This window comes from Deltaproteobacteria bacterium (genome assembly GCA_016178705.1).
Taxonomy (GTDB): domain Bacteria; phylum Desulfobacterota; class Binatia; order HRBIN30; family JACQVA1; genus JACOST01.
Genome location: JACOST010000030.1, coordinates 94,253 through 117,019, shown reverse-complemented (window position 1 = coordinate 117,019; position 22,767 = coordinate 94,253). Strand labels below are relative to the sequence as shown.

Annotated in this window: 17 protein-coding genes; 7 read left to right on the top strand and 10 right to left on the bottom strand. The window is 63.5% G+C overall.

The window, feature by feature from the left end:
• Window positions 1-43: 43 nt before the first annotated feature.
• Both HYR72_21525 and HYR72_21520 read right to left on the bottom strand, forming a co-directional pair.
• On the bottom strand, window positions 44-1,189 hold the full coding sequence (locus HYR72_21525; GenBank protein MBI1817565.1) for an acyl-CoA dehydrogenase family protein: 1,146 nt from the start codon (window positions 1,187-1,189) through the stop codon (window positions 44-46).
• A gap of 121 nt (window positions 1,190-1,310) precedes the next feature.
• Window positions 1,311-3,140, bottom strand: coding sequence for a GAF domain-containing sensor histidine kinase (locus HYR72_21520; protein MBI1817564.1), 1,830 nt, complete (start codon window positions 3,138-3,140; stop codon window positions 1,311-1,313).
• Window positions 3,141-3,363: 223 nt separating this feature from the next.
• Between HYR72_21520 and HYR72_21515 the strand changes: the two genes are divergently transcribed.
• On the top strand, window positions 3,364-4,293 hold the full coding sequence (locus HYR72_21515) for an LLM class F420-dependent oxidoreductase (GenBank protein ID MBI1817563.1): 930 nt from the start codon (window positions 3,364-3,366) through the stop codon (window positions 4,291-4,293).
• A 69-nt stretch (window positions 4,294-4,362) separates the two neighbouring features.
• Window positions 4,363-6,243 carry a hypothetical protein gene (locus HYR72_21510; GenBank protein MBI1817562.1) on the top strand — a complete coding sequence of 627 codons (1,881 nt, stop codon included), beginning with the start codon at window positions 4,363-4,365 and terminating at the stop codon, window positions 6,241-6,243.
• Here the strand turns inward: HYR72_21510 and HYR72_21505 are convergent.
• A complete protein-coding gene (locus HYR72_21505; protein MBI1817561.1) occupies window positions 6,191-6,736 on the bottom strand; it encodes a CoA pyrophosphatase in 546 nt (181 codons plus the stop codon). The two genes, HYR72_21510 and HYR72_21505, sit on opposite strands and share 53 nt — an antisense overlap.
• Window positions 6,733-7,482, bottom strand: coding sequence for a hypothetical protein (locus tag HYR72_21500; GenBank protein MBI1817560.1), 750 nt, complete (start codon window positions 7,480-7,482; stop codon window positions 6,733-6,735). The genes HYR72_21505 and HYR72_21500 overlap by 4 nt, the downstream gene beginning before the upstream one ends.
• 86 nt (window positions 7,483-7,568) lie before the next feature.
• Here HYR72_21500 and thiI point away from each other — a divergent pair, with 86 nt between their 5' ends.
• Both thiI and HYR72_21490 read left to right on the top strand, forming a co-directional pair.
• On the top strand, window positions 7,569-8,771 hold the full coding sequence (gene thiI / locus HYR72_21495; protein MBI1817559.1) for a tRNA 4-thiouridine(8) synthase ThiI: 1,203 nt from the start codon (window positions 7,569-7,571) through the stop codon (window positions 8,769-8,771).
• Between the two features lie 62 nt (window positions 8,772-8,833).
• Complete coding sequence (locus HYR72_21490; protein MBI1817558.1) at window positions 8,834-9,739, top strand: DNA-processing protein DprA; 906 nt, start codon at window positions 8,834-8,836, stop codon at window positions 9,737-9,739.
• An 8-nt stretch (window positions 9,740-9,747) separates the two neighbouring features.
• Here HYR72_21490 and HYR72_21485 read toward each other — a convergent pair whose 3' ends face one another.
• Window positions 9,748-10,221 (bottom strand): DUF721 domain-containing protein, encoded by a 474-nt coding sequence (locus tag HYR72_21485; GenBank protein ID MBI1817557.1) that lies wholly within the window; start codon window positions 10,219-10,221, stop codon window positions 9,748-9,750.
• Between the two features lie 157 nt (window positions 10,222-10,378).
• Between HYR72_21485 and HYR72_21480 the strand changes: the two genes are divergently transcribed.
• On the top strand, window positions 10,379-13,123 hold the full coding sequence (locus HYR72_21480) for a vitamin B12-dependent ribonucleotide reductase (protein MBI1817556.1): 2,745 nt from the start codon (window positions 10,379-10,381) through the stop codon (window positions 13,121-13,123).
• 237 nt (window positions 13,124-13,360) lie between these two features.
• Here the strand turns inward: HYR72_21480 and HYR72_21475 are convergent, their stop codons facing one another.
• Window positions 13,361-13,972, bottom strand: coding sequence for a TetR/AcrR family transcriptional regulator (locus HYR72_21475; protein MBI1817555.1), 612 nt, complete (start codon window positions 13,970-13,972; stop codon window positions 13,361-13,363).
• Window positions 13,973-14,088: 116 nt separating this feature from the next.
• On the opposite strand from HYR72_21475, the gene HYR72_21470 reads away from it, so the two are divergent.
• Entirely contained in the window at window positions 14,089-14,958 is an 870-nt protein-coding gene (locus HYR72_21470; protein MBI1817554.1) for a transglycosylase SLT domain-containing protein, read from the top strand.
• On the opposite strand, the gene clpB is transcribed toward HYR72_21470, so the two are convergent.
• On the bottom strand, window positions 14,934-17,543 hold the full coding sequence (gene clpB, locus HYR72_21465) for an ATP-dependent chaperone ClpB (protein ID MBI1817553.1): 2,610 nt from the start codon (window positions 17,541-17,543) through the stop codon (window positions 14,934-14,936). The genes HYR72_21470 and clpB overlap by 25 nt on opposite strands.
• Before the next feature lie 39 nt (window positions 17,544-17,582).
• Window positions 17,583-18,659 (bottom strand): M20/M25/M40 family metallo-hydrolase, encoded by a 1,077-nt coding sequence (locus HYR72_21460; protein MBI1817552.1) that lies wholly within the window; start codon window positions 18,657-18,659, stop codon window positions 17,583-17,585.
• On the opposite strand from HYR72_21460, the gene HYR72_21455 reads away from it, so the two are divergent.
• Window positions 18,658-19,821 carry a hypothetical protein gene (locus tag HYR72_21455; protein MBI1817551.1) on the top strand — a complete coding sequence of 388 codons (1,164 nt, stop codon included), beginning with the start codon at window positions 18,658-18,660 and terminating at the stop codon, window positions 19,819-19,821. The genes HYR72_21460 and HYR72_21455 overlap by 2 nt on opposite strands.
• Here the strand turns inward: HYR72_21455 and HYR72_21450 are convergent.
• Window positions 19,818-21,977, bottom strand: a complete 2,160-nt coding sequence (locus HYR72_21450; protein ID MBI1817550.1) for a GAF domain-containing protein — start codon at window positions 21,975-21,977, stop codon at window positions 19,818-19,820. The genes HYR72_21455 and HYR72_21450 overlap by 4 nt on opposite strands.
• Window positions 21,974-22,531 carry a GNAT family N-acetyltransferase gene (locus HYR72_21445; protein ID MBI1817549.1) on the bottom strand — a complete coding sequence of 186 codons (558 nt, stop codon included), beginning with the start codon at window positions 22,529-22,531 and terminating at the stop codon, window positions 21,974-21,976. Before HYR72_21445 ends, HYR72_21450 begins: the two co-directional genes overlap by 4 nt.
• Window positions 22,532-22,767 lie beyond the last annotated feature (236 nt).

Genomic DNA, 22,767 nt, shown 5'->3' with positions numbered 1-22,767 from the left:
GCCACCCTACCGGCGCACGTCTCCCAATATCAGCGTCGCCGCCTCACGTGCCGCGGGGCAAGCCCAGCACGCGGTGCGCGACGATGTTGCGTTGAACCTCGCTGGTGCCGCCAGCGATGGTCATCGACCTGTCGTAGAGGAATTGATAGTGCCAGCGCCCGGAGTCGGGAGTGCGGGTGCTGCCCTCCCAGAGTTCACCGTACGCGCCCAGCATGTCGACGCCGGCTTCGGAGAAGCGTTGCGACAGCTCGGTCGAGAACAACTTCATCGCCGCCGACATGTGAATGTTGATCCGTCCGTGGAGCTGATCGCTCATCGCCCGCAAGCCGAACGACTTGGTGATCTGCGTCTTGATCGCAAGATCCGACACGCGCTGCCGCCACACCGGATCCGCCGACACCCCGCGCTTGTGTGCGAGGTGGACGATGCGTTCGAGGGTTTGATCCGCGCGAATCGAGCCGGCGATCCCCGTGCGCTCGTTAATCAGTGCCGAACTCACGACCTCCCAGCCCTGGCCCTCCGCACCCAGCCGATTGGCCACCGGCACGCGCACGTCGTGCAAGAACACCTCGTTGAATTCGCTGTCGCCGGTGATCTGCCGAATCGGCCGCACCTCGATGCCGGGCGACTTGAGATCGATCAGCAACATCGTAAGCCCTGCCCACTTCGGCCCCTCTGACGATGTGCGGACCAGGATGAAGTACCAATCTGAGATATGCGCGAGCGTCGTCCACACCTTCTGGCCGTTGACGATGTAGTCGTCGCCGTCGCGCTCCGCCTTGCACTTTGCCGCTGCCATGTCGCTTCCGGAGCCCGGCTCGGAGTAACCGGTGGCCCAGATCTCTTCCGCCGCAAGAATCGGCGCGAGGAAGCGCTTCTTCTGGTCCTCGGTCCCGTACTTGATGATGGCGGGACCGACCCACCAGATCGCCATGGCGTTGATCGGACCCGGGGCGTTGGCGCGCGCGAGCTCTTCGTTGAGGACCGCTTGCTCCATCGGCGACAGGCCGGCCCCACCGTGCTCCTTCGGCCAGCCGGCGCCGAGGTAGCCCCCGTGGTGCAACCGCTTCTGCCACGTGCGCATCGCCTCGAGATCGCGTCGCTCGTCGGACTTTGGGGCGTTGTCCTTGATCCACTGCCGCACCCTGGCGCGGAACGTCTCTTCTTCGGCGGTGAAACTCAAATCCATTTCAGCTCCTGGTCAGCTCCAGCGTGGGAAAATTATGCGCGGCGAAATCCCGGGCTCATGGGCGATAGCAACCCAGCCGACCACGCGTCAAGCTGACGTGGGCGTGCGCGTGCGGCGTCGTCTACGACGCGGCCCGAATTGCGGGCGCGAATGCGTCGGGAATCTCAACGCGGAAGGTCGAACCGCAACCGAGTCGGCTCTCGACGCTCACGTAGCCGCCGAGCAGTTGGGTCAGCCGCTTGACCAGGTAGAGCCCCACCCCTGTGCCGCCGCGATCGACCGGACCAACTCGGCGGAACAAGTCGAAGATGACACTGAGGGACTCGGGGCCAATGCCCGCTCCCGTGTCGATGACCTCCAGTGCAACGCTGTCATCGCCGGCCCGCTTCGCGTGAACACTCACGTGTCCGCGCTCGGTGAACTTGAACGCGTTGGCCACCAAGTGCGTGAGGATGTCGGCGAGCTTGAATCGGTCGCTGGTGAGCGCCGGTAAGCCGGGATCCGCCGAACAGCGAAACGTCAGGCCGCGCGGCGCGCTCGATCGACGCTGCACTTCGGTGAAGACTTGTTCGACGCTGAAGGTCTCGATACACAACTTCATCCGCCCCTGTTCGAGGCGCCCGAGATCGAGCAGCGTGTCGATGAGCGTGAGCAACTGCTCCGCGTTGCGGCGCATGCGATCGAGCAGCTCGCCGTCATCGCCGTCGCCGCCGTGGCGGTCTTCAAGGATATCGAGGTAGCCGAAGAGCACGTTGAGCGGAGTGCGGATCTCGTGGGACATCGAATTGATGAAATCGGTCTTGAGTCGAGCCGCGCTGTGCAGCTGTTCCGCCAGCGAGGCGTTCTCGAGCGCCAGCCCGCCGTGCTGCGCGATGCCTTCGAGGATCTGGCGATCGGCGACACTGAAGGGTTCGCGTTCGCGCCGCAACACGGCGAACAGTCCTACACGCTGGCCGTCGGCGTTGGTAATCGGCGCCAAGGCGTACGTGGCGACACGGTGCGCTTCGATCAGCGCGCGCGGCAGTCGGCCGTCCTCGGCCATGCCGGAGACCACATCGCCGCCGAGCACCGCCTGTATGATCGGGCAATTGGTAGAGTCAACCCGCAGGGGCTGGACTGCGTCGAGGCTGGCGGATGCGCGTTCGCGTTTGGTAACACTGAGGAAAGCTTGCTCGGATTCATCCCACGCGAAGGCGAGTGTCGAGTCACACCGCAGGCGTTGCGCAATGATGTGACGGAGATCGTCGAGTGCGAGCGCGGCCGAAGCCGGCCGGGTTTTCAGGTCCCGCGATGCTTGTAAGAGCGAGGAATTCACGCGCGACGTCTCCCGCTGCTCGCGCGCCCGATAGGCGTCGGCGGCCTTGCCGAGTATCTGGCCGAGATGCAGCGCGACGCGCGTGTAGGCGGCGAGCAGCGCCGGTAGTCGCGCGTCGTTCGCATACAGGGTGCATGCCCACTCGGTGATCAAGGCGCTGCTGATCTCCAGGGAGCTGTAAAGTTGCGACAACGTCGAGCGCAGTTTGAGGTCCGAGCCGCACTGCCCCTGCAACAGACCGAGGTAGCGTTCCAGGTTCTCCTGGAACACCGCATCCAAGTTGCGCGCGCGTAGATTGCGCAACAGATCATCGAGGAAACAGCGATTGGCCGATGACATCCATTCCGCCACTGGCTGGCTGCCACCCAACGCCGGCCCGACGATCCCGAGCAGGCGATCCGCCCAGACTTGCGCAATCTGATCGATGTGCGGCGACAGACTCGCCGCCAGATCGGCGAGCAGGGTTTCTTCGTCGGCCGTCCAGCCGCCAATCGATTGCAGCTCATCAACGAAGCGGCCACCCGACACCAGGCGAGCCGGCAATGGCCCCTTGCGGTTCCAGATGTCGGCATTGAGCTGTGGGTGAGGAAGCTCGTTGAGTTTGGGGAACACCGCAGAAACCCACGAACGTTCCATGGGCAAAAGCATACAGCCATCCATGCGGTTTGAAAATAGAAAAATTGCGCCGGCGATCGAGTTTGAAGAGTACAACGAGCCTCAATTCGTCAAGCAGCGAGAGCGCCTTGTCGCGACTAATAAGGATGGTGGCAAGGGGAACCGTTGCGTTCTGCGCTGGTAGCGTGCCGCGCGGCAAAGCAGTATGAGGCCCGAGGCATACCACAGCGGGAGAGAGGACCTCATGAAGATCGCAATCGGCGTAGGGGAAATTGGCGGCAAGCCGGCGGATATCAACGATCTGGTCGCGCAGGCCAAGCGCGCGGAAGCGGATGGCTTCGCGTCGGCCTGGATGGCGAACATCTTTGGCATCGACGCGATGACCGCGCTGGCGATCATCGGCCGCGAAACTTCGCGCATCGCGCTCGGTACCGGCGTGGTGCCCACCTACCCGCGCCACCCGGTCACTATGGCGCAGCAGGCCCTCACCACGCAGGCTGCTTGCGGCGGGCGCTTCTCGCTCGGCATCGGCCTGTCGCATCAAGTCGTGATCGAGTTCATGTTCGGTTTCTCGTACGCCAAGTCGTACTCGCACATGAAGGAGTACCTTGCCGTCTTGAAGCCGCTGATTCAGGCCGGCACCGTCAGCTTCAACGGCAGCGAGTACCGCGTCAATGCGAATGTCACCGTCCCTGGCGCGACGCCGTGCCCGATTTTGCTTGCGGCGCTGGCGCCGAAGATGCTGGCCCTAGCGGGAGCTGAAGCCGACGGCACCATCACGTGGATGACCGGTCCGAAAACATTGCGTGACCACACCATCCCGCGCATCAACGACGCGGCCGCGAAGGCTGGGCGACCGAAGCCGCGCGTGATCGCCGGTCTGCCGATCGCCGTGACCGAAGACATTGCCGCCGCGCGCGAGATCGCCGGCCGGTTGTTCCTGATCTACGGCGGGTTGCCGTCGTATCGTGCGATGCTCGATCGCGAGGGTGCCGAAGGCCCGGCCGATGTGGCGATCGTCGGCAACGAGAGCGCGGTCGGTGAGCAATTGCGGCAGCTCGCTGCGAGCGGAGTGACCGAATTTCTCGCCGCCCCCTTCGCCGTTGGCGACGACGGTCACGCGTCGCTCGAACGCACTCGTGCCTTGTTGGTGAAGCTGGCGCGCCAGTCGTAAGCGGGGACTGGCGTGTTTTTCTCCGGTTGAATAACAGCGGTGGGTCAGGCTTAGCTGCGGGCCACGTCTATGCGCCGATTGGTCCGCGGCGTCGGAATCTTCATCACGTGGACGGCGCTGCTGCCGTGCCTCAGCCACGCGCAACCCACATGCGTCGGTGACTGCAACGGCGACGGCTTCGTCGCAGTGGATGAGTTGGTGCGCGGCGTGAACATAAGCGCCGCGCCAACACCGCAGCCGGTCAATCTGTGTCCGGCTTTCGATGTCGATCACAACGGGGTCGTGGCACCGTTCGAAGTCGGCGCGGCGCTACTTCTTGCCTTCGACGCCTGCGCCCACCCACCATCGTCGGCGCCGACACCAGGGGGTGCTCCAGTGTCGCTCGCGATCGGGTTGGCGAGCGGCGCGGTGAATACGTCGGTCGCCATCGGGGTGAGCATCAGCGCGCCCAGCACGACGGTGCGCGGGGTCCAGCACTATATCGCGCTCGATGCGAGCACGCCGATTGCCGCGGACGCACTAGGTGGGCCGGTGTGTTCGGTGCTGCCCGGCGTGCCGGTGCCCGCTTCGGCTCCGTTCCTCTTCGTTCCCATCGGTTGCCAACTGGGCGTTGACTGCGAGCGGCTGGCCGTCATCATGTTCTTCGATCCCCCGATCGAGAATCCCACTGCGCTCCTGCTGTACACCTGCACCGTCAGCATCGCGGCCGATGCCGCCATTGGGAGCCATCCTCTCAGCATCCTCGGCGTTGGGGCGAGCGATGTTGATGGGAACGCCCTGTCAACCAGCGGCGCTGACGGCGTAGTGATCGTCGTTGCAACCCCTTCGCCGACGGCGAGCGCAACTGCCAGCATAACACCGTCCCCCACATCGACCTCGACGGCGCCGCCGACCGCAACCGGCACACGTACTCCAACGCCAACGCGCACCGCCACAGCTACGCGTACGCGGACGTTCACACTCACGCCGACCGTCACACGCACGCCTACGATCACACGCACCCTGACATCTACGCCCACAGCGACCATCACGCGCACAGCGACTCGGACACTGACCGGCTCGCCGCCACCAACGCTGACGCCAACGATCACGCCGACGCCTACGCGCACTGAAACGCCATCGCCGACGTCGACTCCCAGCAACACGTTCACGGTCAGCGCAACCTCCACCTCGACCTTCACCGAGACAATGACGCCGACTATCACCCGCACCGCAACTCAGTCGCCAACCGGTTCATTGCCTCCAACGACGACCCCCACGATCACCCTGACAGTCACAATGACTGCAACTGCGACACCGACTTCCAGCAGCACGTTCACGGTGACCCCAACCCAAACCACGATGGTCACGCCAACTGCACCATCCACTTTCAGCGTAACCGCGATTCCGACCGGGACACCGACGATCACCGTCGCGACCACCCAGAATTCCACGCGCACAACGACGACCGCCGCGACCCGAACCCTCACCAGCACGGCATCGCAGACGCCGACCGGCCCGCTGCCGCCCACGGCCACTGGAACGCTGCAACCGAGTGCATCACCGACCACGACGCTCGTTCAGACGTTGACTCCTACGGCGACTCACACCGCGACACCAACCGGCACTTTGCATCCAAGCCAGACTGTGACGCTGACGGCGACCGGTACGGGGATTGTGTTTGCGACCGCAACGGCGACGCAGACAACAATTCCAACGGCAACTGCCAGCCCAACCAGCACGGCGACGTGCGTTGGGGATTGCGACGGCAATGGGTCGGTGACGGTCGACGAGCTCATCATCGGCGTCAACATCGCTCTCAACACCGCGCCGTTCGCGTTGTGCCCGCAGTTCGATGCCGATCACAGCGACACCGTGACGGTCGAGGAGCTGGTGCAAGCGGCGAACAACGCGCTGGTCAGCTGCGGCGAAAGCCGCTCTCTGCCAGCACGCGCAGCAACTCGACCGTGATGCGATAGGTCGCGCCCCAGATTACGTGCGCGCCGACAACGAACGCGCGGACGTCGATTTCAGTGCCGGCGGTTGTGTGGCGGCGCACCAACTGAGTCGCATTCGGTAAACGCAATTGGGCGAGCGGGATGGTCAGTACTGCGGCGACCTCGCGCGGATCGGGCGCGAACGGGTAGCGCTCCGGAATGCGTCCTACGAACGGCGCGACCAAGAAGTTCGACGTGAGCGTGCGCACCTCCGGCAGCGCGTGTAGCAACTCCACGGCGCCGGCACGCAGGCCAATTTCTTCCTCCGCCTCGCGCAGCGCGGTGGCCAGGAGGCTTTCGTCGCGCGCGGCGTGGTAGCGGCCGCCGGGAAACGCAATGTCTCCCGGGTGAACCGGCGCGTCGGCGCTGCGTAGGATGAAAACGACATGATCTTCGCCGTCGATCACACACAGCGGCACCAGTACGGCCGCCCGCGTCGCCGCTCGCGTCATCGCGGGTTGATTCATCGCGTGGTGATTCGCGGGGTGATTTGATTGACCGCAGCGACTGTGTCTCTGAGGTTGTCGGAGTTGAGCAAAAGCGGACCGACGACGACGGCGTCAACGTGGGTACGCAAACGGCGCACGGCAGCGAGCGTACCGAGATCGCGCAGGGCGATGACGGTGCGATTCGATGGCACTTCGTTCGCCAAACTCAGCGTGGCGTCGAGGTCCGCGTCGATGCCGATCAGCGCCTTACCGCACGCCAGCGCCTTCATGAGATCGCCGGCGCGCTGAACCTCGATGACAGAGGCCATGTGCAGCGAACTCGCGAGGTGCACTAATTCGACTAGCGTGTCCGCCGCAAGCTCACTAGCTGGAAAGATCGCAGCATCAGCGCCATGCAGCCGGGCGTCGTAGAGTTGATTGGGATCGAGGGTGAGATCGTCGCGCAGGACCGGAGCAGTCGTCGCCTCGGCTACCGACCGTAGCAGCGCCAGCGATCCGTCCCGCTGGCTGTCGGTCGCCACGGAGAGGGCGGCGACTTCGGCGTCATCGCAGGCCACAGCGAAGGCGACGAGGTCTCGCCCCGACCACGTCTGGTCAGTGATGGGGTCGGCGCGCTGCGCCCGCGCGATCAGCGCGAGTTCCTGACGCTGGGTCGCTACATAGAGCGCGAAGTCGCGCCGGCTGGGCGTGATCTCACTGAGCCGCAGGCCGTGCAGCCCACCGGCTTCCTCGCGCTTTTCTTGCAGCCAGCGGCGCCGATCCATGGCGCCGATGCTACCAAGCGACGCGGGACTGCGGAAGCACCGTCCATTTGCCGAACCGCAAGGCCAGTGTGCTATGGTCGCGGCACATGAATCGAGTGGTGGTGCACTATCACGAGGTCGCCCTCAAGCGCGGCAACCGGCCGATGTTTGTGCGGCAACTGATCAACAACATCGGCCGCGCGCTGCGCGGCACCGGCGTGCGCCGAGTGAAGGTCGCGCCCGGCCGCGTCGTCGTCGTCTTGGGCAAGAACCCGGACTGGCCGGCGATTCGCGCGCGCCTTCCCAAGGTGTTCGGGATTGCCAACTTCGCGCTAGCGCAACGCGCGGAGCGCAACATCGATGACCTCATCGATGGCATCCTGGCGGCGATCGAAGGTCGCCAGTTTGCGAGCTTCGCGATTCGCACCAAACGGGCCGACAAGTCGTTCCCGCTGCCGTCGCCTGAGATCAGCAGCATCATCGGCGCCGCAGTTAAAGAGAAGAGCGGCGCAGCGGTGAATTTGAAGCACCCGGAGCTGCGTATCACGGTGGAAATCTTGCCGCGCGAGGCGTTTTTCTCGCTCGACACGTTGCCCGGTGCGGGCGGGTTGCCGGTCGGCACCAGCGGACGCGTGGTCAGCTTGCTCTCCGGCGGGATCGATTCACCCGTCGCGGCCGTGCGCATGATGCGGCGGGGTTGCCGGGTCGAGTTCGTGCATTTTCACGGCGCGCCGTTTCAAGATCGCGCCAGTCGGGACAAGGCGACGGAACTCGCGCGTGTGTTGACGGACTATCAGTTCGAGTCGCGGCTTCATCTCGTGGCCTTTGGCGAGGTGCAACGCGACATCGTCGCCCAGGTCCGGCGGCCGTTTCGTGTCGTGTTGTACCGTCGCATGATGCTGCGCATCGCCAGCGCGATCGCGCGGCAAGTCGGCGCCCTGGCGCTGGTGACCGGGGAGAGTCTCGGGCAAGTGGCGTCGCAAACGTTGGAGAACCTGACCGTGATCGGCAATGCGACTGAGCTGCCGCTGCTGCGTCCGCTCATCGGCATGGACAAGAACGAGATCAGCGAGCAAGCGCAGGCACTCGGCACGTACGAGATTTCGATCCAACCGGATCAAGATTGCTGTCAGCTCTTCGTGCCCCGTCACCCGGCAACGCGCATGACGATCGCGGAAGCCACCGAAGCCGAGGCGGCGCTCGACATTCCGGCGCTCGTGCAGCACGCGCTCGACCACACTGAAGTCGTGGACTTCGGCGAACCAATCGTCGCCGGTCGCCACCCGCAGGCGCTCGCCGCTGCGAGCTGAGGTTAGCAGCGCGGCACGAATTGCGCCGCCCAGAGTGAAGCACGCCGCGCGCAGAGTGAACAATGGACAGCGAAGCCGCGTTAGCCGCCGTGATGTTGTCGCAGTTGCCGCGCGTCGGCGAGAAGGCGCTCATGCGCGTGCTGCACCACAATGCGGTTCGCGGCATTGCGCTGGCGGATTTCTTTCGACTGCCGGAAGCGCCGCTGCGTGACGCTTACGCGCTGCCGGCGGCGGCGGTCCGGCGCATCTGCGAGGAGCGCGACGACCTGCGCCGCGAGGCGCAAGAACTGCTCGGACAAATGGCCGGGGGCGGCGTCGCCGTATGGTTGCCGGATGACGCGGCGTATCCGGCCCGTTGGCGCGAACGAGCAGACCCCTGTCCGCCCGTGGTGTTCGCGCTCGGGGCCGGTGCGGCGTTCGCGCTGCCGGCACTCGCCATTCTCAATTCGCGTGGGCTTTCCGAACGCGCGGTGACCGCGATCATTCGCATCGGGCAGAGCGCTGCCGCGCAAGGTCTCGCCATCGTGAGTGGCGGGATGAAGGCGACGCATCGCATCCCCGCCGTACTTGGGCGTGCGGCGCCGGCGCGCGTGATTGTGCTTGAGCGCGGCCTGTTCGCGGCCTTCGGCCGGCATCTCGATCGCGATCCGTTCGGACTCGGTCCGGGGCGTGCGGCGCTCGATGCGGTGCGGACGTTGGTGCTGTCACCGTTTCGTTTGCGCGATCACGCGGTCGCGCGCAACGGTCCGCGCCGCGATGAGTTGGTGGCCGCGCTCGCGGACATCATCGTCGCTGTGAGCACGCGGCCCGGCGGCCAGATCGAACGCATTTGCTTCGCTGCACTCGATCGCGGTCAGTGCGTCCTGTCCTGGCTCGGCGAGAACGCCGGCCTCGTCGCCGCTGGTGCGGTGCCGATCGACGAAGGACAGTTGAACGATCTGCGTCGGTTCGTCGTGCCACGGCGGTGAGTCGCGCATCACTCCGGCATGCGGCGGCGCGCGCGGGCACGTTGAATGCGCGTCAGCGCGGCGTCGAAGTTGGTATCGCCCGACGAGGGTAACACGGGTAGCGGCGGGTCATTTCGTTCGCTGACGCGGCTTGGCGTGCCGACTGTCGTCACGAGTGTGCGGGGTTCCACCGCACCAGATACGAAGAAGATATCGCGGATGACCGGCGGACCATCTTCGCTCACGCGCGCGTTGAGGCGCGCGCGAATGTCGTCCTTCATGAATTGCAGTTCCTGCATCCACGTGTGACTGGCGACGGTGACGAACAAGATGCCGTTGCGAAAGCGCGCCGGCTGGGCGCGCTTGGCGATCGCGTCGCCGACTACCTCATCCCAACATGTCCACACCGCGTAGGCGCGGAGTTGGCGGTCGGGATCGACGCGCTGCAGCACCGTCGGCAACAAGCCCGCGAGCAAATCGGGACGTGCATTACGGTCGCCCATGGCCGCGATGGTAGTGCCTCGGGCCAGGAAATGCGAGTGATTGTCCGCAGTTGCTCGGCTTGCAATTTTTTTCTTGACAGCACAATATGTAGTGGTGCATATTCCCGGCCCCCACAAGATGAAGGAAAGCAGCAGGCGGGGCACAGGGGAGGGAGACATGGCGGAGCGGGCACGGCGGCGGGAGGACGAGGGGTGGAAGCCGAGCGACGAAGCCAGAGCGGCGAGTGGGCTGCGCCAGCCGCGATTCTTCACTCAAACCGGCGAGGATCCCTATAGTAGCGTCGAGTGGGAACTCCGCAGTGCCGTGATCCAGGGCGAAGGCGGCGACGTCGTCTTCGAGCAACACGACGTCGAGTTTCCCAAGGGCTGGTCGCAGCTCGCCACCAACGTCGTCGTCTCGAAATATTTCCGCGGACATCTCGGCAGCCCACAACGCGAGCGGAGCGTGCGCCAGCTCATCAGCCGCGTGGTCGACACGATCCGTAGCTGGGGCGAGCGGCAAGCCTACTTTGCGACGGCCGAGGATGCCACGGCGTTCAGCGATGAACTGACGCACCTGTTGCTGCACCAGAAAGCGTCGTTCAATAGCCCGGTGTGGTTCAACGTCGGGATCGAGCCGCGACCGCAGTGCTCGGCGTGCTTCATCCTGTCGGTGAACGACACGATGGAGTCGATTCTCGGCTGGTATCGCAACGAGGGCATCATCTTCAAAGGCGGCTCGGGAGCCGGCGTGAACCTGTCGCCGATTCGCTCCGGACGCGAGAAGTTGGGCGGCGGCGGCACCGCCTCGGGTCCGGTGTCGTTCATGAAGGCCGCCGATGCCTCGGCGGGCGTGATCAAGTCGGGCGGCAAAACCCGGCGCGCGGCCAAGATGGTGGTGCTCAACATCGACCATCCCGACATCATCGACTTCATCAAGTGCAAGGAAGAGGAAGAGAAGAAGGCCTGGGCGCTGATGGATGCCGGCTATGACGGCTCGCTCGATGGCCCGGCCTACGGCTCGGTGTTCTTCCAAAATGCCAATAACTCCGTGCGCGTTACCGACGAGTTCATGCGCGCCGTCGAAGACGATGGCATGTGGCAGACCCGCGCCGTGCTGACCGGCGAGGTGATGGGGACGTTCAAAGCGCGCGAACTGCTGCGCATGATGGCCGAAGCCACACACCTGTGCGGCGATCCCGGCATGCAGTTCGATACCACGATCAATAGCTGGCACACCTGCCCGGCCAGCGGGCGCATCAACGCCTCGAATCCCTGCTCCGAGTACATGCACCTCGACAACTCGGCGTGTAATCTCTCGTCGCTCAACCTGATGAAGTTCATCAGCGACGAGGGCGATTTCGATGTCGAAGCGTTCCGCCACGCCGTCGATGTGATGATTACGGCGCAGGACATCATCGTCGACAACTCGAGTTACCCGACATCCGAAATCACCGCGAATGCCAAGGCGTACCGCGAGCTGGGGCTCGGCTACGCGAACCTCGGCGCATTGCTGATGTCGCTCGGGTTGCCGTATGATTCAGACGCCGGACGCCACTACGCCGGGGCCGTGACCTCGCTGATGTGCGGCGAGGCGTACCTGCAATCCGCGCGCATCGCGCAGCAGATGGGTCCGTACGCGGGCTTTGCGCCCAACCGCGAACCGCAGATCGAAGTGATCGCGAAGCATCGCTCCTTCTCACACAAGATCGATTCTGCCTACGTCCCGCTCGATCTGCTGTCGGGCGCTCGCCAGGTGTGGGACGACGCGCTCGCGCTCAGCAAAATGGCGGGCGTGCGCAATTCGCAGATGACGGTGCTGGCGCCCACCGGGACCATTGCCTTCATGATGGATTGCGACACCACCGGCGTCGAGCCCGACATCGCGTTGGTGAAGTACAAGAAGCTGGTCGGCGGCGGTATGCTCAAGATCGTCAATCAGACGGTGCCGCGCGCGCTCAAGCGCCTCGGCTACGAGTCGAAAACGGTGCAGGAGATCGTTGAATTCATCGACGAGCACGACACCATCGAAGGGGCGCCGCTACTCAAGGACGAGCATCTGCCGATCTTCGATTGCGCCTTCAAAGCGGCCCAGGGCACGCGCTCGATTCATCACCTCGGCCACCTGCGCATGATGGGGGCGGTGCAGCCCTTCATCTCGGGCGCGATTTCCAAGACCATCAACATGCCGACCGATGCAAGTGTCGATGACATTGCGGAGGCCTACCTCGAAGGTTGGCGGCTGGGCGTGAAGGCGGTGGCGATCTATCGCGACGGTTGCAAGCGGACGCAGCCATTGAACACGGCGCGCGACGACAAGAAGGCGGCCATGGCCCTGGAAGTGGCAGCGCGTCAAGAGTTCCGTCCGGTGCGGCGTCGCTTGCCGCAAGATTGCCGCTCGATCCGGCACAAGTTCGAAATCGCCGGGCACGAAGGCTACATCCACGTCGGGTTTTACGAAGACGGGACGCCCGGCGAGATCTTCATCAAGATGGCGAAAGAGGGCAGCACGATCTCAGGCTTGATGGACACGATCGCCACGCTGACGTCCTTATCGTTGCAGTACGGTGTGCCGCTCGAAGCGTTGGTGAACAAGTTCAGCCACGTCCGCTTCGAGCCATCGGGTTTCACCAAGAATCCCGAGATCCCGATGGCGAAGTCGCTGACCGACTACATCTTCCGCTTCCTCGGCACGCGCTTCTTGGATGCCGAGCAGCGGATGGGAGTTGGGCTGACGGCGGTCGAGACTACGGCCGATATGCCGGCGAGTGCGCGAGCCGGCGAGTCGGCGCGATTGGTGGAGTCGTTGGGATTCAGTCCGCAGGCGGATGCACCGAGTTGCACCGACTGCGGCGCGATCATGGTGCGCAACGGCAGTTGCTACAAGTGCCTCAACTGTGGGGCGACCAGCGGCTGTTCGTGAGGCGCTGAAGGTCGTCGCAATTGGCTCGGCGGGGGTCGAGCAGTTGCGACAGGCAAGCGTGGGGAGTGCGGTGGTGGTGTGGTGTGGCGGAGGACTCCCCGGCGGTTGGGGGGTGGTGGCCGAGCAGACTCGGGCGGGGCGCCTTCGGGCGCCCCGCGGTTGTAGTGTCCGCGTCTGCGTAGGACTACCGTAGGCGGACAGAGCCGCCCTATTTTTCATCCTCTTCGCAAAATCGAATTAGTGACTCGCGGCGAGCAGTCGCCCGAGTAGACTGGTCTTGAGGTGCGCGATCAGTCCCTGCGCTTCGTGGACGAACTCGGCGCTGAGGAAATTCTGCACCAGAACGCCATCGAGCGCGGCCATGATCAGCGCCGCATCGAGTTGCGGGCTGCAATCCGAACGGAATACACCGCGGCGCTGGCCGCTCTCGATGATGTCAGCCAACAAGTTGCGGAAGACGCCGTAGAGTTCGCTGACGCGGCGAATCACTTCATCGGGCTGCCGCTCGCCCTGCAGCACCAGACTCAGGAAGAAGCGCACTGAGTAGACATTCTCGCGTACGAACTCGGCGAACAGTTCGATCAATCGTTCGATCTGTTCTCGTTCGTTGAGGCCGCCGAGGTCGTCGACGTTGATGAAGTAGGGCTCCAGCGTCTTGCGCAGGGCGGTGTGGTAGAGTTGTTCCTTGGTTTCGAAGTACCAGAAGATGAGCGCCTTACTCACCTTGGCAGCGCGCGCGACTTGAGAGATCGAGGTGTTTTCGTAGCCTTGCTCCGCGAACAAGCGCGCGGCGGTGCCGAGAATTTTCTCGCGGGCTTCGGCAGTATGGCTCGGCTGCGGCTCGGTCATGAGAGGTAACTGCGGAGAGGGTACGGTAGAAACGCGCAGTCTGTCAACGGATTGTCGCCTGTATCATCATGATTCCGGATAGCGTCGCTTGCGCTACGGCGCGAGGTTAGGGCAGCATGTCGGCCATGTGGCGTGGATCGAGGAGACTCGGCGAGGTACTTCCCGCGTTGACGCTGGCGCTCGCATTGAGCCTCGGCAGGTCGAGCCCCGGACCGCATCTGCCCACTGCACCCGCGTCAACCGGTGGCGCATCCGTCAATGATCCGCACTGGTCACTACAGGCCGGCGGTTGGTTCATTCGCGTCGACGGCGCGGAAGTCGATCTCCCGAGTCTTGCGCAACAGACCACGCCGCCACGGCTGATTCGCGGTCCACAGCCGCTGTCGCCCTACGACTACTTGATCGCCCACCATGCTGAGGCGCAGGGGCTGGATTGGCGGCTGGTTGCGGCGCTCATCTTCGAAGAGTCGCGCTTCGATCCGACTGCCGAGAGCGACGCCGGCGCCTACGGGCTGATGCAAGTGCGGCCAATCGCGGCCGCAGCAGTTGGGGCGCGCGCATTCAAGGCACCGGGAGACAACATCCGCACTGGCGCACAGTACTTGCGACAGTTGAGCGAGACCTTCACCGAGTCCCACGGCGGTGAGCACCTCGCGCTGGTGCTTGCGGCCTACAACATCGGACCGGGGCACTTGCATGACGCGCAACGGCTGGCCCGTCGCGTGGGCTACGACCCGAATGTGTGGGATGAGTCGATGCAGCTAGTCCTGCCGTTGCTGGAGCAGCCGGCGATCTGTCTGCGGCCGGAACTCGTCGCCAATGGCTGCGCCCACGGTCGCGACACGGTCGCGTACGTCGGCCGCGTACTGGCGCGCTACGAAATGTATCGGCGCCGATTCGGGGCGCGGTGGACCGACGTTGACGACGGCGATGACGACCCGGACGACTCGACCGATTCGGTTCAGGCCGCTTCCGCCAACGGGTGACTCTCGAAGCGGAGCTGATCTCCCACGCAGTCGACCACCACGCGGCTGTTGTCGCGTACTTCGCCGGCGAGAATCTTGCGCCCCAGACTGGTTTCCAATTCGCGTTGCAGCACCCGCTTGAGCGGCCGCGCGCCGTACGCCGGATCGTAGCCGGCGCGCGCAAAGTACTCGCGCGCCGCATCGGTCAGCTCCAATGTGATCTTGCGCTCGCTGAGGCGAGCCAGTAGCCGGGCGAGCAGGATATCGACGATCTGCTTGAGTTGCTCGAGCGTGAGCGAGTGGAACACCACGACTTCGTCAACGCGATTGAGAAACTCGGGTCGGAAATGCTGTCGCAGCGCCTCCAACACCTCGCGCTTCATCCCCTCAAAGGCGTCGGCATCGTCACCGCCGCGGTAGCTGAGGATCAACTGGCTGCCGACGTTGGAGGTCATGATGACGACCGTGTTCTTGAAGTCGACGGTGCGCCCATGGCCGTCGGTGAGGCGGCCATCGTCGAGGATCTGCAGCATCACGTTGAAGACGTCGTGATGTGCCTTCTCGATCTCGTCGAACAAGATGACGGCGTACGGCCGGCGACGTACCGCCTCGGTGAGTTGGCCACCCTCTTCGTAGCCGACATAGCCCGGCGGCGCGCCGATCAGCCGTGCCACGGTGTGTTTTTCCATGTACTCGGACATGTCGATGCGGATCATCGCCGCCTCGTCGTCGAAGAGGAACTCGGCGAGCGCTCGCGCCAACTCAGTTTTGCCGACGCCGGTGGGGCCGAGAAAGATGAACGAGCCGATTGGTCGATTGGGATCCTTCAGTCCGGAGCGTGCGCGGATGACCGCATCGGCGACGGCGGTCACGGCCTCGTTCTGCCCGATCACGCGCTTGTGGAGATGCTCTTCGAGGCGGAGCAACTTTTGCGTCTCGCCTTCCATCAGGCGGCTGACCGGAATGTGAGTCCAGCGCGCCACCACCTCGGCAATGTCCTCCTCGTCGACGTGGTCCTTGATGAGATGGGAACCGGTTGCGGGCGACTCGGCGCTGGCGATTTGCTTTTCCAGCCCGGGGATGATGCCGCGCTCGAGTTCGGCCGCACGCGTCCAATTGTACTCACGCTTGGCGCGCGCCAGCTCGACCCGCGCATCTTCGAGCTTCTGCTGCAATACGCTGACGCCGCCGAGCGCGCCCTTTTCCTGTTCCCACTGCGCGCGCAAGCGGCGTTCGTTCTCCTTGTGATCGGCTAGCTCCTTTTCCAGTCGATTCAGTCGGTCGCGCGACGCCTTGTCGGTTTCCTTCTTGAGCGCTTCGCGTTCGATCTCGAGCTGCATCACCCGGCGCGTGACCTCGTCGAGTTCGGCCGGCATCGAATCGATCTCGGTGCGCAGCCGGGCGGCGGCCTCGTCGACCAGGTCAATGGCCTTGTCCGGGAGGAAACGGTCACTGATGTATCGATGCGACAAGACCGCCGCGGTGACCAGCGCTGCGTCCTTGATGCGCACCTTGTGATGGACTTCGTAGCGTTCGCGCAGTCCGCGCAGGATGGAGATGGTGTCCTCGACGCTCGGCTGATCGACCAGGACCGGCTGAAAGCGGCGTTCGAAGGCGGCGTCCTTCTCGATGTGTTTGCGATACTCGTCGAGCGTCGTCGCGCCGATGCAGTGCAACTCGCCGCGTGCGAGCATCGGCTTGAGCAAGTTACTGGCGTCCATCGCACCGTCGGCCGCGCCCGCGCCGACAACGGTGTGCAGTTCGTCGATGAAGAGGATGATCTCCCCGGCCGACTCTTGCACTTCCTTCAGCACGGCTTTGAGTCGTTCCTCGAACTCACCGCGAAATTTGGCGCCGGCGATCAGCGAGCCCATGTCGAGCGTGATCACGCGCTTATCCTTCAGTCCTTCAGGCACGTCGTTGCGCACGATCCGCTGCGCCAGGCCTTCGACGATCGCCGTCTTGCCGACGCCCGGTTCGCCGATCAGGACGGGATTGTTTTTGGTGCGGCGCGAGAGCACCTGAATGACCCGGCGAATTTCTTCATCGCGGCCGATGACCGGATCGAGTTTGCCTTGGGCGGCCAGTTTCGTGAGATCGCGGCCGTACTTTTCAAGCGATTGGTACGTCGTCTCCGGATTGGGGCTGGTGACGCGCTGCGCGCCGCGGACGGCTTTGAGCGCGGCCATAAGCGATTCCCGCTTGAGCCCAGTCTCGCGCAGCAGCTTGCCGGCGCCCGCTCGCTCATCGACCGTCGCGAGCAGCAAGTGCTCGACGCTGACGAACTCGTCCTTGAGCTTTGCGGCTTCGTCTTCAGCGCGCGTCAGCAACTGATTGAGGCGGGGGGTGATGTAGATCTGTTCCGCCCCGCCGCCCGAGCCGGTGACGCTGGGAATGCGATCGAGTTCTTTGCCGAGGCGATCCTTGAGAACGCCAGGGTCGACGCCAGCACGCTGCAAGATCGGGGTCGCCAGCCCATCGCTCTGTTCGAGCAATGCGAATAGGAGGTGCTCGATGTCGACGCCCTGATGATGGCGGCGCGTGGCCAAGTCCTGCGCGGCGCGCAGCGCATCCTGTGATTTCTCAGTGAACCGATTGATATTCATCCTCGCTCCGTCTTGCGGGGTGACGCGGTTGCGACGAAGCTAATCACGAATCGGAGTAACGCAAGGAAATACCGATCGCCGCGAACTGCGCCGCGGCAGTGCCTTCGGATACTCGTCCGCCAAACTCCCGACCATCTCGGTCACTACGCCGACGACTTGCGCCATCCGATCGAAATCGAGGCGTTCAGGAACATCGCAACCGCGATGATAACAAACGTTGCGTAACGTCGCCGTGTCGGTCAGCATGACGGCGGGGTAGTCCTCGTGCCAAAACGACCAGTGGTCCGACCATCCGATCCCGTAGAGCCATCCGAAGCTGACCATCACCGAGGCGGGAATCGTTTCTGACTCGCAGAACATATCGGCGGTCCGAAACGCCAATGCGCGCGACTGCCAATTGCCCACAACGGCGATGAAGTTGCCCTGCGACGGAAGCAACGGCCATCCCCACTGCGAGCCGGTGGCGTCGCTGAAGTAGCCGAGCATCTCGAGTGAAATCATCGCGTGGATCTTGATGTTCCCCGGCTCCTGGGAGTGGCGCAACTCTCGCGCGTAGACTCGGCTGCCCATCTCGTGCGTCTTGAAGAACGGCTCCTCTTCGTTGGTGAACGCCACGAAACGGATCGTGCGCGGGTGTTGTCGTTGCGCCAGCACTGTCGCCACCTCGATCAACGCCGCGACGCCGGTGGCATTGTCATCCGCGCCGGGGTTCATCCCGCCCGACTCCAACCCATCGGAGTCGTAGTGCGCGCCGACCACGACTTCGTCCGCGTCGGGATCGGTTCCCACAACGACCAGTTCGATGTTGCGATAGGTGTTCCCGGTCGGCGTGATGCTGAACGATTGCGTCCGCACGAACGGATGGCCCACGGCGATATCTCTGAACAGACCCTCGATATACTCGGCGGCGGCAACCAAGTTCTTGGGTTGGAGAAAATTCCGTTGCTCGAATTGTACGAGTCGTTGTACACGTTGCTCCATGCTGGCGGCGAGGCGCTGCTCGGATGGCGTCGCGACTCGGGGGCTCGGCGTACACCGAGTGTATGTGAAACAACCAGAAACGGCGGCGGCGCCGAGCGCCAGTGCGGTGGCAAGCACAATACGATCGTGTCGCATGGCGTGGTGCAACTACCGCGAAGGGGTTGGCGGGCACAAGCGAATGACGTCGGCGGGAGCCCCGGCGATCCTCGACCGGCTCACACCCCACAGTTTGCGACTCGCCGCCACCGCGGCAGTGCTCCTTCTGAACGGATGCGGGCTGTTTGCGGCATCCGGCAGCGCCGTGCGCAATCAGTACGATCCCATCTTTACCCATCACCGCGTCCCACTGTTATTTGCTCACCGCGGTGGCAATCTGGAGGTGGCCGAAAGCACGCCACGGGCATTCGATCACGCCATCCAGTGTGCCCAAGCGGACGTTCTTGAGCTCGACGTGCAAGTCACGCTCGATGGTGAGTTTGTTGTCTGGCATGGGCCGAGTCTCGACAAAGTGTTCATCGAAGGCCAGCCCACTGATCCGCGCAAACGGTGGCGCCGTTGGATGTGGCAGTACTCGTGGCGGGAGGAGCTGCAGGGAAAAGCCTGGGTCGCCGATCCGAGGCCGAAGACCGCTTGTTGTTCGTGTGACCAAAATCTCGCGGCGGTTCCTCACGACCCCGATCGCCGTTTGCTGACATTGGATGAGTTCCTCGATCTCTACAGTTGCGCCGACGTGAATATCGAACTGAAGGAATCGATATGGTTCTGGCATGTTCCAAAGTTGGCGAGGATTCTCTCCAAGCAGCGCTGGTGCGCAACCCACCGGCCGCCGCGGAAGATCCTCGTCGTCAGCCTATGGCCGGTGCTCTTGGAAGCGTTTCGATGGTGGGACGCTGGCGCCCATCCGACCGGGTTCGACGCGCTCACGAGCGTCTTCACATCACTGGCGGCCGACCTTGGTGTGGCGTGCTACGTGGAAGGGCGCGCGCTCCAAACAACGTACGGCGCCTGTCTTGCCGGCGAGAGCATCGTTGACGGCATTCATGAGCACCACGGCGCCGCTCACGTGTTCATCACGTCTTTTCCAGGCGCCAAAGCGCTCGACGATCAGGAGAGTGAGGCGTCGGCGCGTGAGATACGCACAATCCTGTCGCGCGGCGTCGATGGTGTGATGACGGCCCGTCCGTTCTGGGTACGTCAGATCATCGAAGACTGGCGCACAGACCCGTTGGCTTCGGACACGAAAAAGCAGCCAAGTGATCGAACCCCCCGATGCCCCCACATGACCGAATCCAACTAGAGCTTGGCCATGCGGCCATAGCGCAGCGGCAGTGCCGCCTCCGGCTCGTCGCTGATCGTGGGCGAGTCGATCGCACTCGTGAGCGGGAGATTGACGTAGAACGAACTGCCGTGGTCCATCTCGCTGGTGACGGTGATGAAGCCGCCGTGCTCGGTGGCGATCTGGTGGGCGATGGAGAGGCCGAGGCCAGTGCCCTTGTCTTTGGTGGTGAAGAACGGATTGAAGATGTCTTCGATCATCTTCGGCGGAATGCCGACGCCGGTGTCGCGCACTTCGATCTGGCAGAGCGGATTGCCCTGATGGCGGTGGCGCCGCGTCAGCACAGTGACCGTGCCGCCGGCAGGCGTGGCCTGGATTGCGTTGAGGACGAGGTTGATGACCACTTGCTTGAGCTGATCACCGTCAGCGCGGATGACGGGCAGGTCGGTCGCGAGCAGGCGGGCGAGTTTGACCCGGCTCTTGCGGGCTTCGGGATCGAGCAACAGCGTGGTGCGCTCGATGAGGTCGTTGATGTCGACATCCTCGACCCGATGGGAGGGTGAGCGGGCGAACGACAGCAGTTCGGTGATCAGGTCACCGATGCGATCGACCTCGCCGGCGGTGAGGCTGAGAAAGCTGGTGAAAAATTCCGGATCGTGTCGCCGCTGCGGTGCGAGTTGGAAGAACGTTTGGATCGAGACCAGCGGATTGCGAATCTCGTGCGCGATGCCGGCCGCCAGGGTGCCGAGGGCCGACAGCCGCCCGGTGCGCTCGATGATGTCGCGCGACTTCTTCAGCTCTTCGTAGAGGCGGGCGTTCTCGAGCGCAATCGATGCTTCGGCCGCGAGCGTGCTGAGGAGTTGGAGATCTTCGGCGTAAAAGGCCTCGAGATTGCGCTTACGGCCAAGGGCGATGAAGCCGATGAGCCGGTCGCTCGCGGTGAGCGGGATGCAAACCTCCCAACCGTTGCGGGCGCAGGTTTCTGCGGCGATGCGATCGATCGAGTCGGCAGTGGCTTCCAACTCGTCTCGCATCACCACATCTTCGCGCCGACGCAGCATGACGACCAACTCGTCCTCGTCGCCGAACTCTCCCGTGGCGGGTGCGATCCCGCTCGTATGGCGCACCGTGTACGCATGCTCACCTTCGTCGAACAGACAAACAGCGAGCCGATCGAGCTGGAGTGTGACCGTCAGGGTCTCGGCCAGCTCGTGGAGGAGCTTGTCGCGATCGAGGATGCGAACGATCGAACGCGTGAATGCGGTCAGCGCAACGCGGTATTCATGCTTCTGCCTGAAGAACGACCGTTCGATCCCTGACTCCGCGCGCCGACGCAGCGTTGGAAACAGCACGCCGACCCCGATCAATAGCGCCAGCAGTGCGAACGAGAAGTCGGGATGGATCTGGCCGAACGACGCCCGCTGCATCACCAAGAGCAGACCGAACGTTGGCGCGATGACCGCGAGCGCAGTCGCCGCATACGCCATACCCTTGGTGATGACGATGTCGATGTCCATCAGGCGGTGACGAACGATGGCGTACGCGACAATGCCGACGTAGGCCACATTCGCTAGATTGCCAAGGGGGAAGACGTGAAGGCCGTATGCTGGGAGAAGGTTTGTCAGCCCAAGTGGTACCGCCACTGCCGCGGCCAGCAGCCAAAGGCGCGCTTGATCTCGCTTACGCGGCGAACCGCTTGAGTTGACCTCCCGCAAAAGGATGCCTACCGTGTAGGCGACCGAAAGCACGAAGTTGAGGACAAGAAGATTGTAGAGACGTGTCCCGATCGAGTAGTACCCCCAACCAAACCACCGGACCTCCGCGACGACCAAATCAAAAGCGTTTGTGACCACCAAGAAGACTGACAGTCCTACCGATAGACCTACTACCCACCGACTCCATCGCTCATGCCGCTCAGCGAAGACGTAGGCGAACACAGCTATTGCGGTCGGCAACATGATCGTGCCGACCCTAAAGGCCCTAGCCCACTGGAATGCTGTCGCCGCGTCACGAAAAAAATAGAATCCGAAAATGTTCAGATTCCACAAAACGAGCGAGCCGGCCAGGAACGCGTATGCGATGTTCAGAGGATGACGGGGATTTCTGAATAGTACGAATGTGCCGAGCGCAGCGTTGGCTAGTCCAGCGAGCAGCGGGATGCTCCACTGGTAGTTCACGACCGCTCCTCACTCTGCGGGAGGAGACTCCACAGTGCAGGGCGCGTCTGCCGATATCTGGTGACGATGTCACGGAGATCGAGGACGAGGACAGCGTGGCGTTCGTTCCCGAGCCCAGGGTGTTCGAACTGTACGTCTCTAATCGTCTCAAAGAGCAGATAGCGATAGATGGGTGCAAGGATTGGCTTTGACCATATTACGAAGTGAGAGAACCCTTCGCAGTCAGCCAGGCCGAATGCGAACTTGAATGCGGCCAGATGCACGAGACTTGAGATGCTGCGAAATGCGGGCAGGGCGCAGAAGCGGCTGATCTCAGCGGCTCGGTGCTCCAGCGGGAGGATCTCATCCAACGAGCGGAAGGTTTCGATCTCGAACGGCCGTTGCGCTGGTCCCACAATCCTCAGGGAAGCTACGGCTTCGCCATCGTTGGTCCTTACGACACAAAGGTGAGCTCGCTGGTCGACGGCATCCTCCTCCCCTTGATACCCAAGTTCGGTGCAATAGACCTGTCGTCTTACTCGTATGGCATCAACACGATCGTTCTGGTCTCCCACGCTGATCACGGACAGGGAGGCTTTGCTTCCAAGTAAGACCCGCCAAACTCGGTTTCGACTCTCAGGCGCACCAGTCGGCCCATGAAAAGTGTCCCTAGGCTGGCCTCCGGGAATTCTACCGTCGCTTGACATAGTCGCCACCGCGTCCGTATCTTCCCCAAACGCCGGCCGCCGAGTCAAGCGGACGCGGGGCAACCGCAACGGATTGTGGGCTGGAAATTGCGGCGTGGAGTTGA

Coding starts and splice junctions, on each gene's coding strand:
- HYR72_21525 (MBI1817565.1), bottom strand. CDS start 1,189: ATGGATTTGAGTTTCACCGCCGAAGAAGAGACGTTCCGCGCCAGGGTG.
- HYR72_21520 (MBI1817564.1), bottom strand. CDS start 3,140: ATGGAACGTTCGTGGGTTTCTGCGGTGTTCCCCAAACTCAACGAGCTT.
- HYR72_21515 (MBI1817563.1), top strand. CDS start 3,364: ATGAAGATCGCAATCGGCGTAGGGGAAATTGGCGGCAAGCCGGCGGAT.
- HYR72_21510 (MBI1817562.1), top strand. CDS start 4,363: ATGCGCCGATTGGTCCGCGGCGTCGGAATCTTCATCACGTGGACGGCG.
- HYR72_21505 (MBI1817561.1), bottom strand. CDS start 6,736: ATGAATCAACCCGCGATGACGCGAGCGGCGACGCGGGCGGCCGTACTG.
- HYR72_21500 (MBI1817560.1), bottom strand. CDS start 7,482: ATGGATCGGCGCCGCTGGCTGCAAGAAAAGCGCGAGGAAGCCGGTGGG.
- thiI (MBI1817559.1), top strand. CDS start 7,569: ATGAATCGAGTGGTGGTGCACTATCACGAGGTCGCCCTCAAGCGCGGC.
- HYR72_21490 (MBI1817558.1), top strand. CDS start 8,834: ATGGACAGCGAAGCCGCGTTAGCCGCCGTGATGTTGTCGCAGTTGCCG.
- HYR72_21485 (MBI1817557.1), bottom strand. CDS start 10,221: ATGGGCGACCGTAATGCACGTCCCGATTTGCTCGCGGGCTTGTTGCCG.
- HYR72_21480 (MBI1817556.1), top strand. CDS start 10,379: ATGGCGGAGCGGGCACGGCGGCGGGAGGACGAGGGGTGGAAGCCGAGC.
- HYR72_21475 (MBI1817555.1), bottom strand. CDS start 13,972: ATGACCGAGCCGCAGCCGAGCCATACTGCCGAAGCCCGCGAGAAAATT.
- HYR72_21470 (MBI1817554.1), top strand. CDS start 14,089: ATGTCGGCCATGTGGCGTGGATCGAGGAGACTCGGCGAGGTACTTCCC.
- clpB (MBI1817553.1), bottom strand. CDS start 17,543: ATGAATATCAATCGGTTCACTGAGAAATCACAGGATGCGCTGCGCGCC.
- HYR72_21455 (MBI1817551.1), top strand. CDS start 18,658: ATGGCGTGGTGCAACTACCGCGAAGGGGTTGGCGGGCACAAGCGAATG.
- HYR72_21460 (MBI1817552.1), bottom strand. CDS start 18,659: ATGCGACACGATCGTATTGTGCTTGCCACCGCACTGGCGCTCGGCGCC.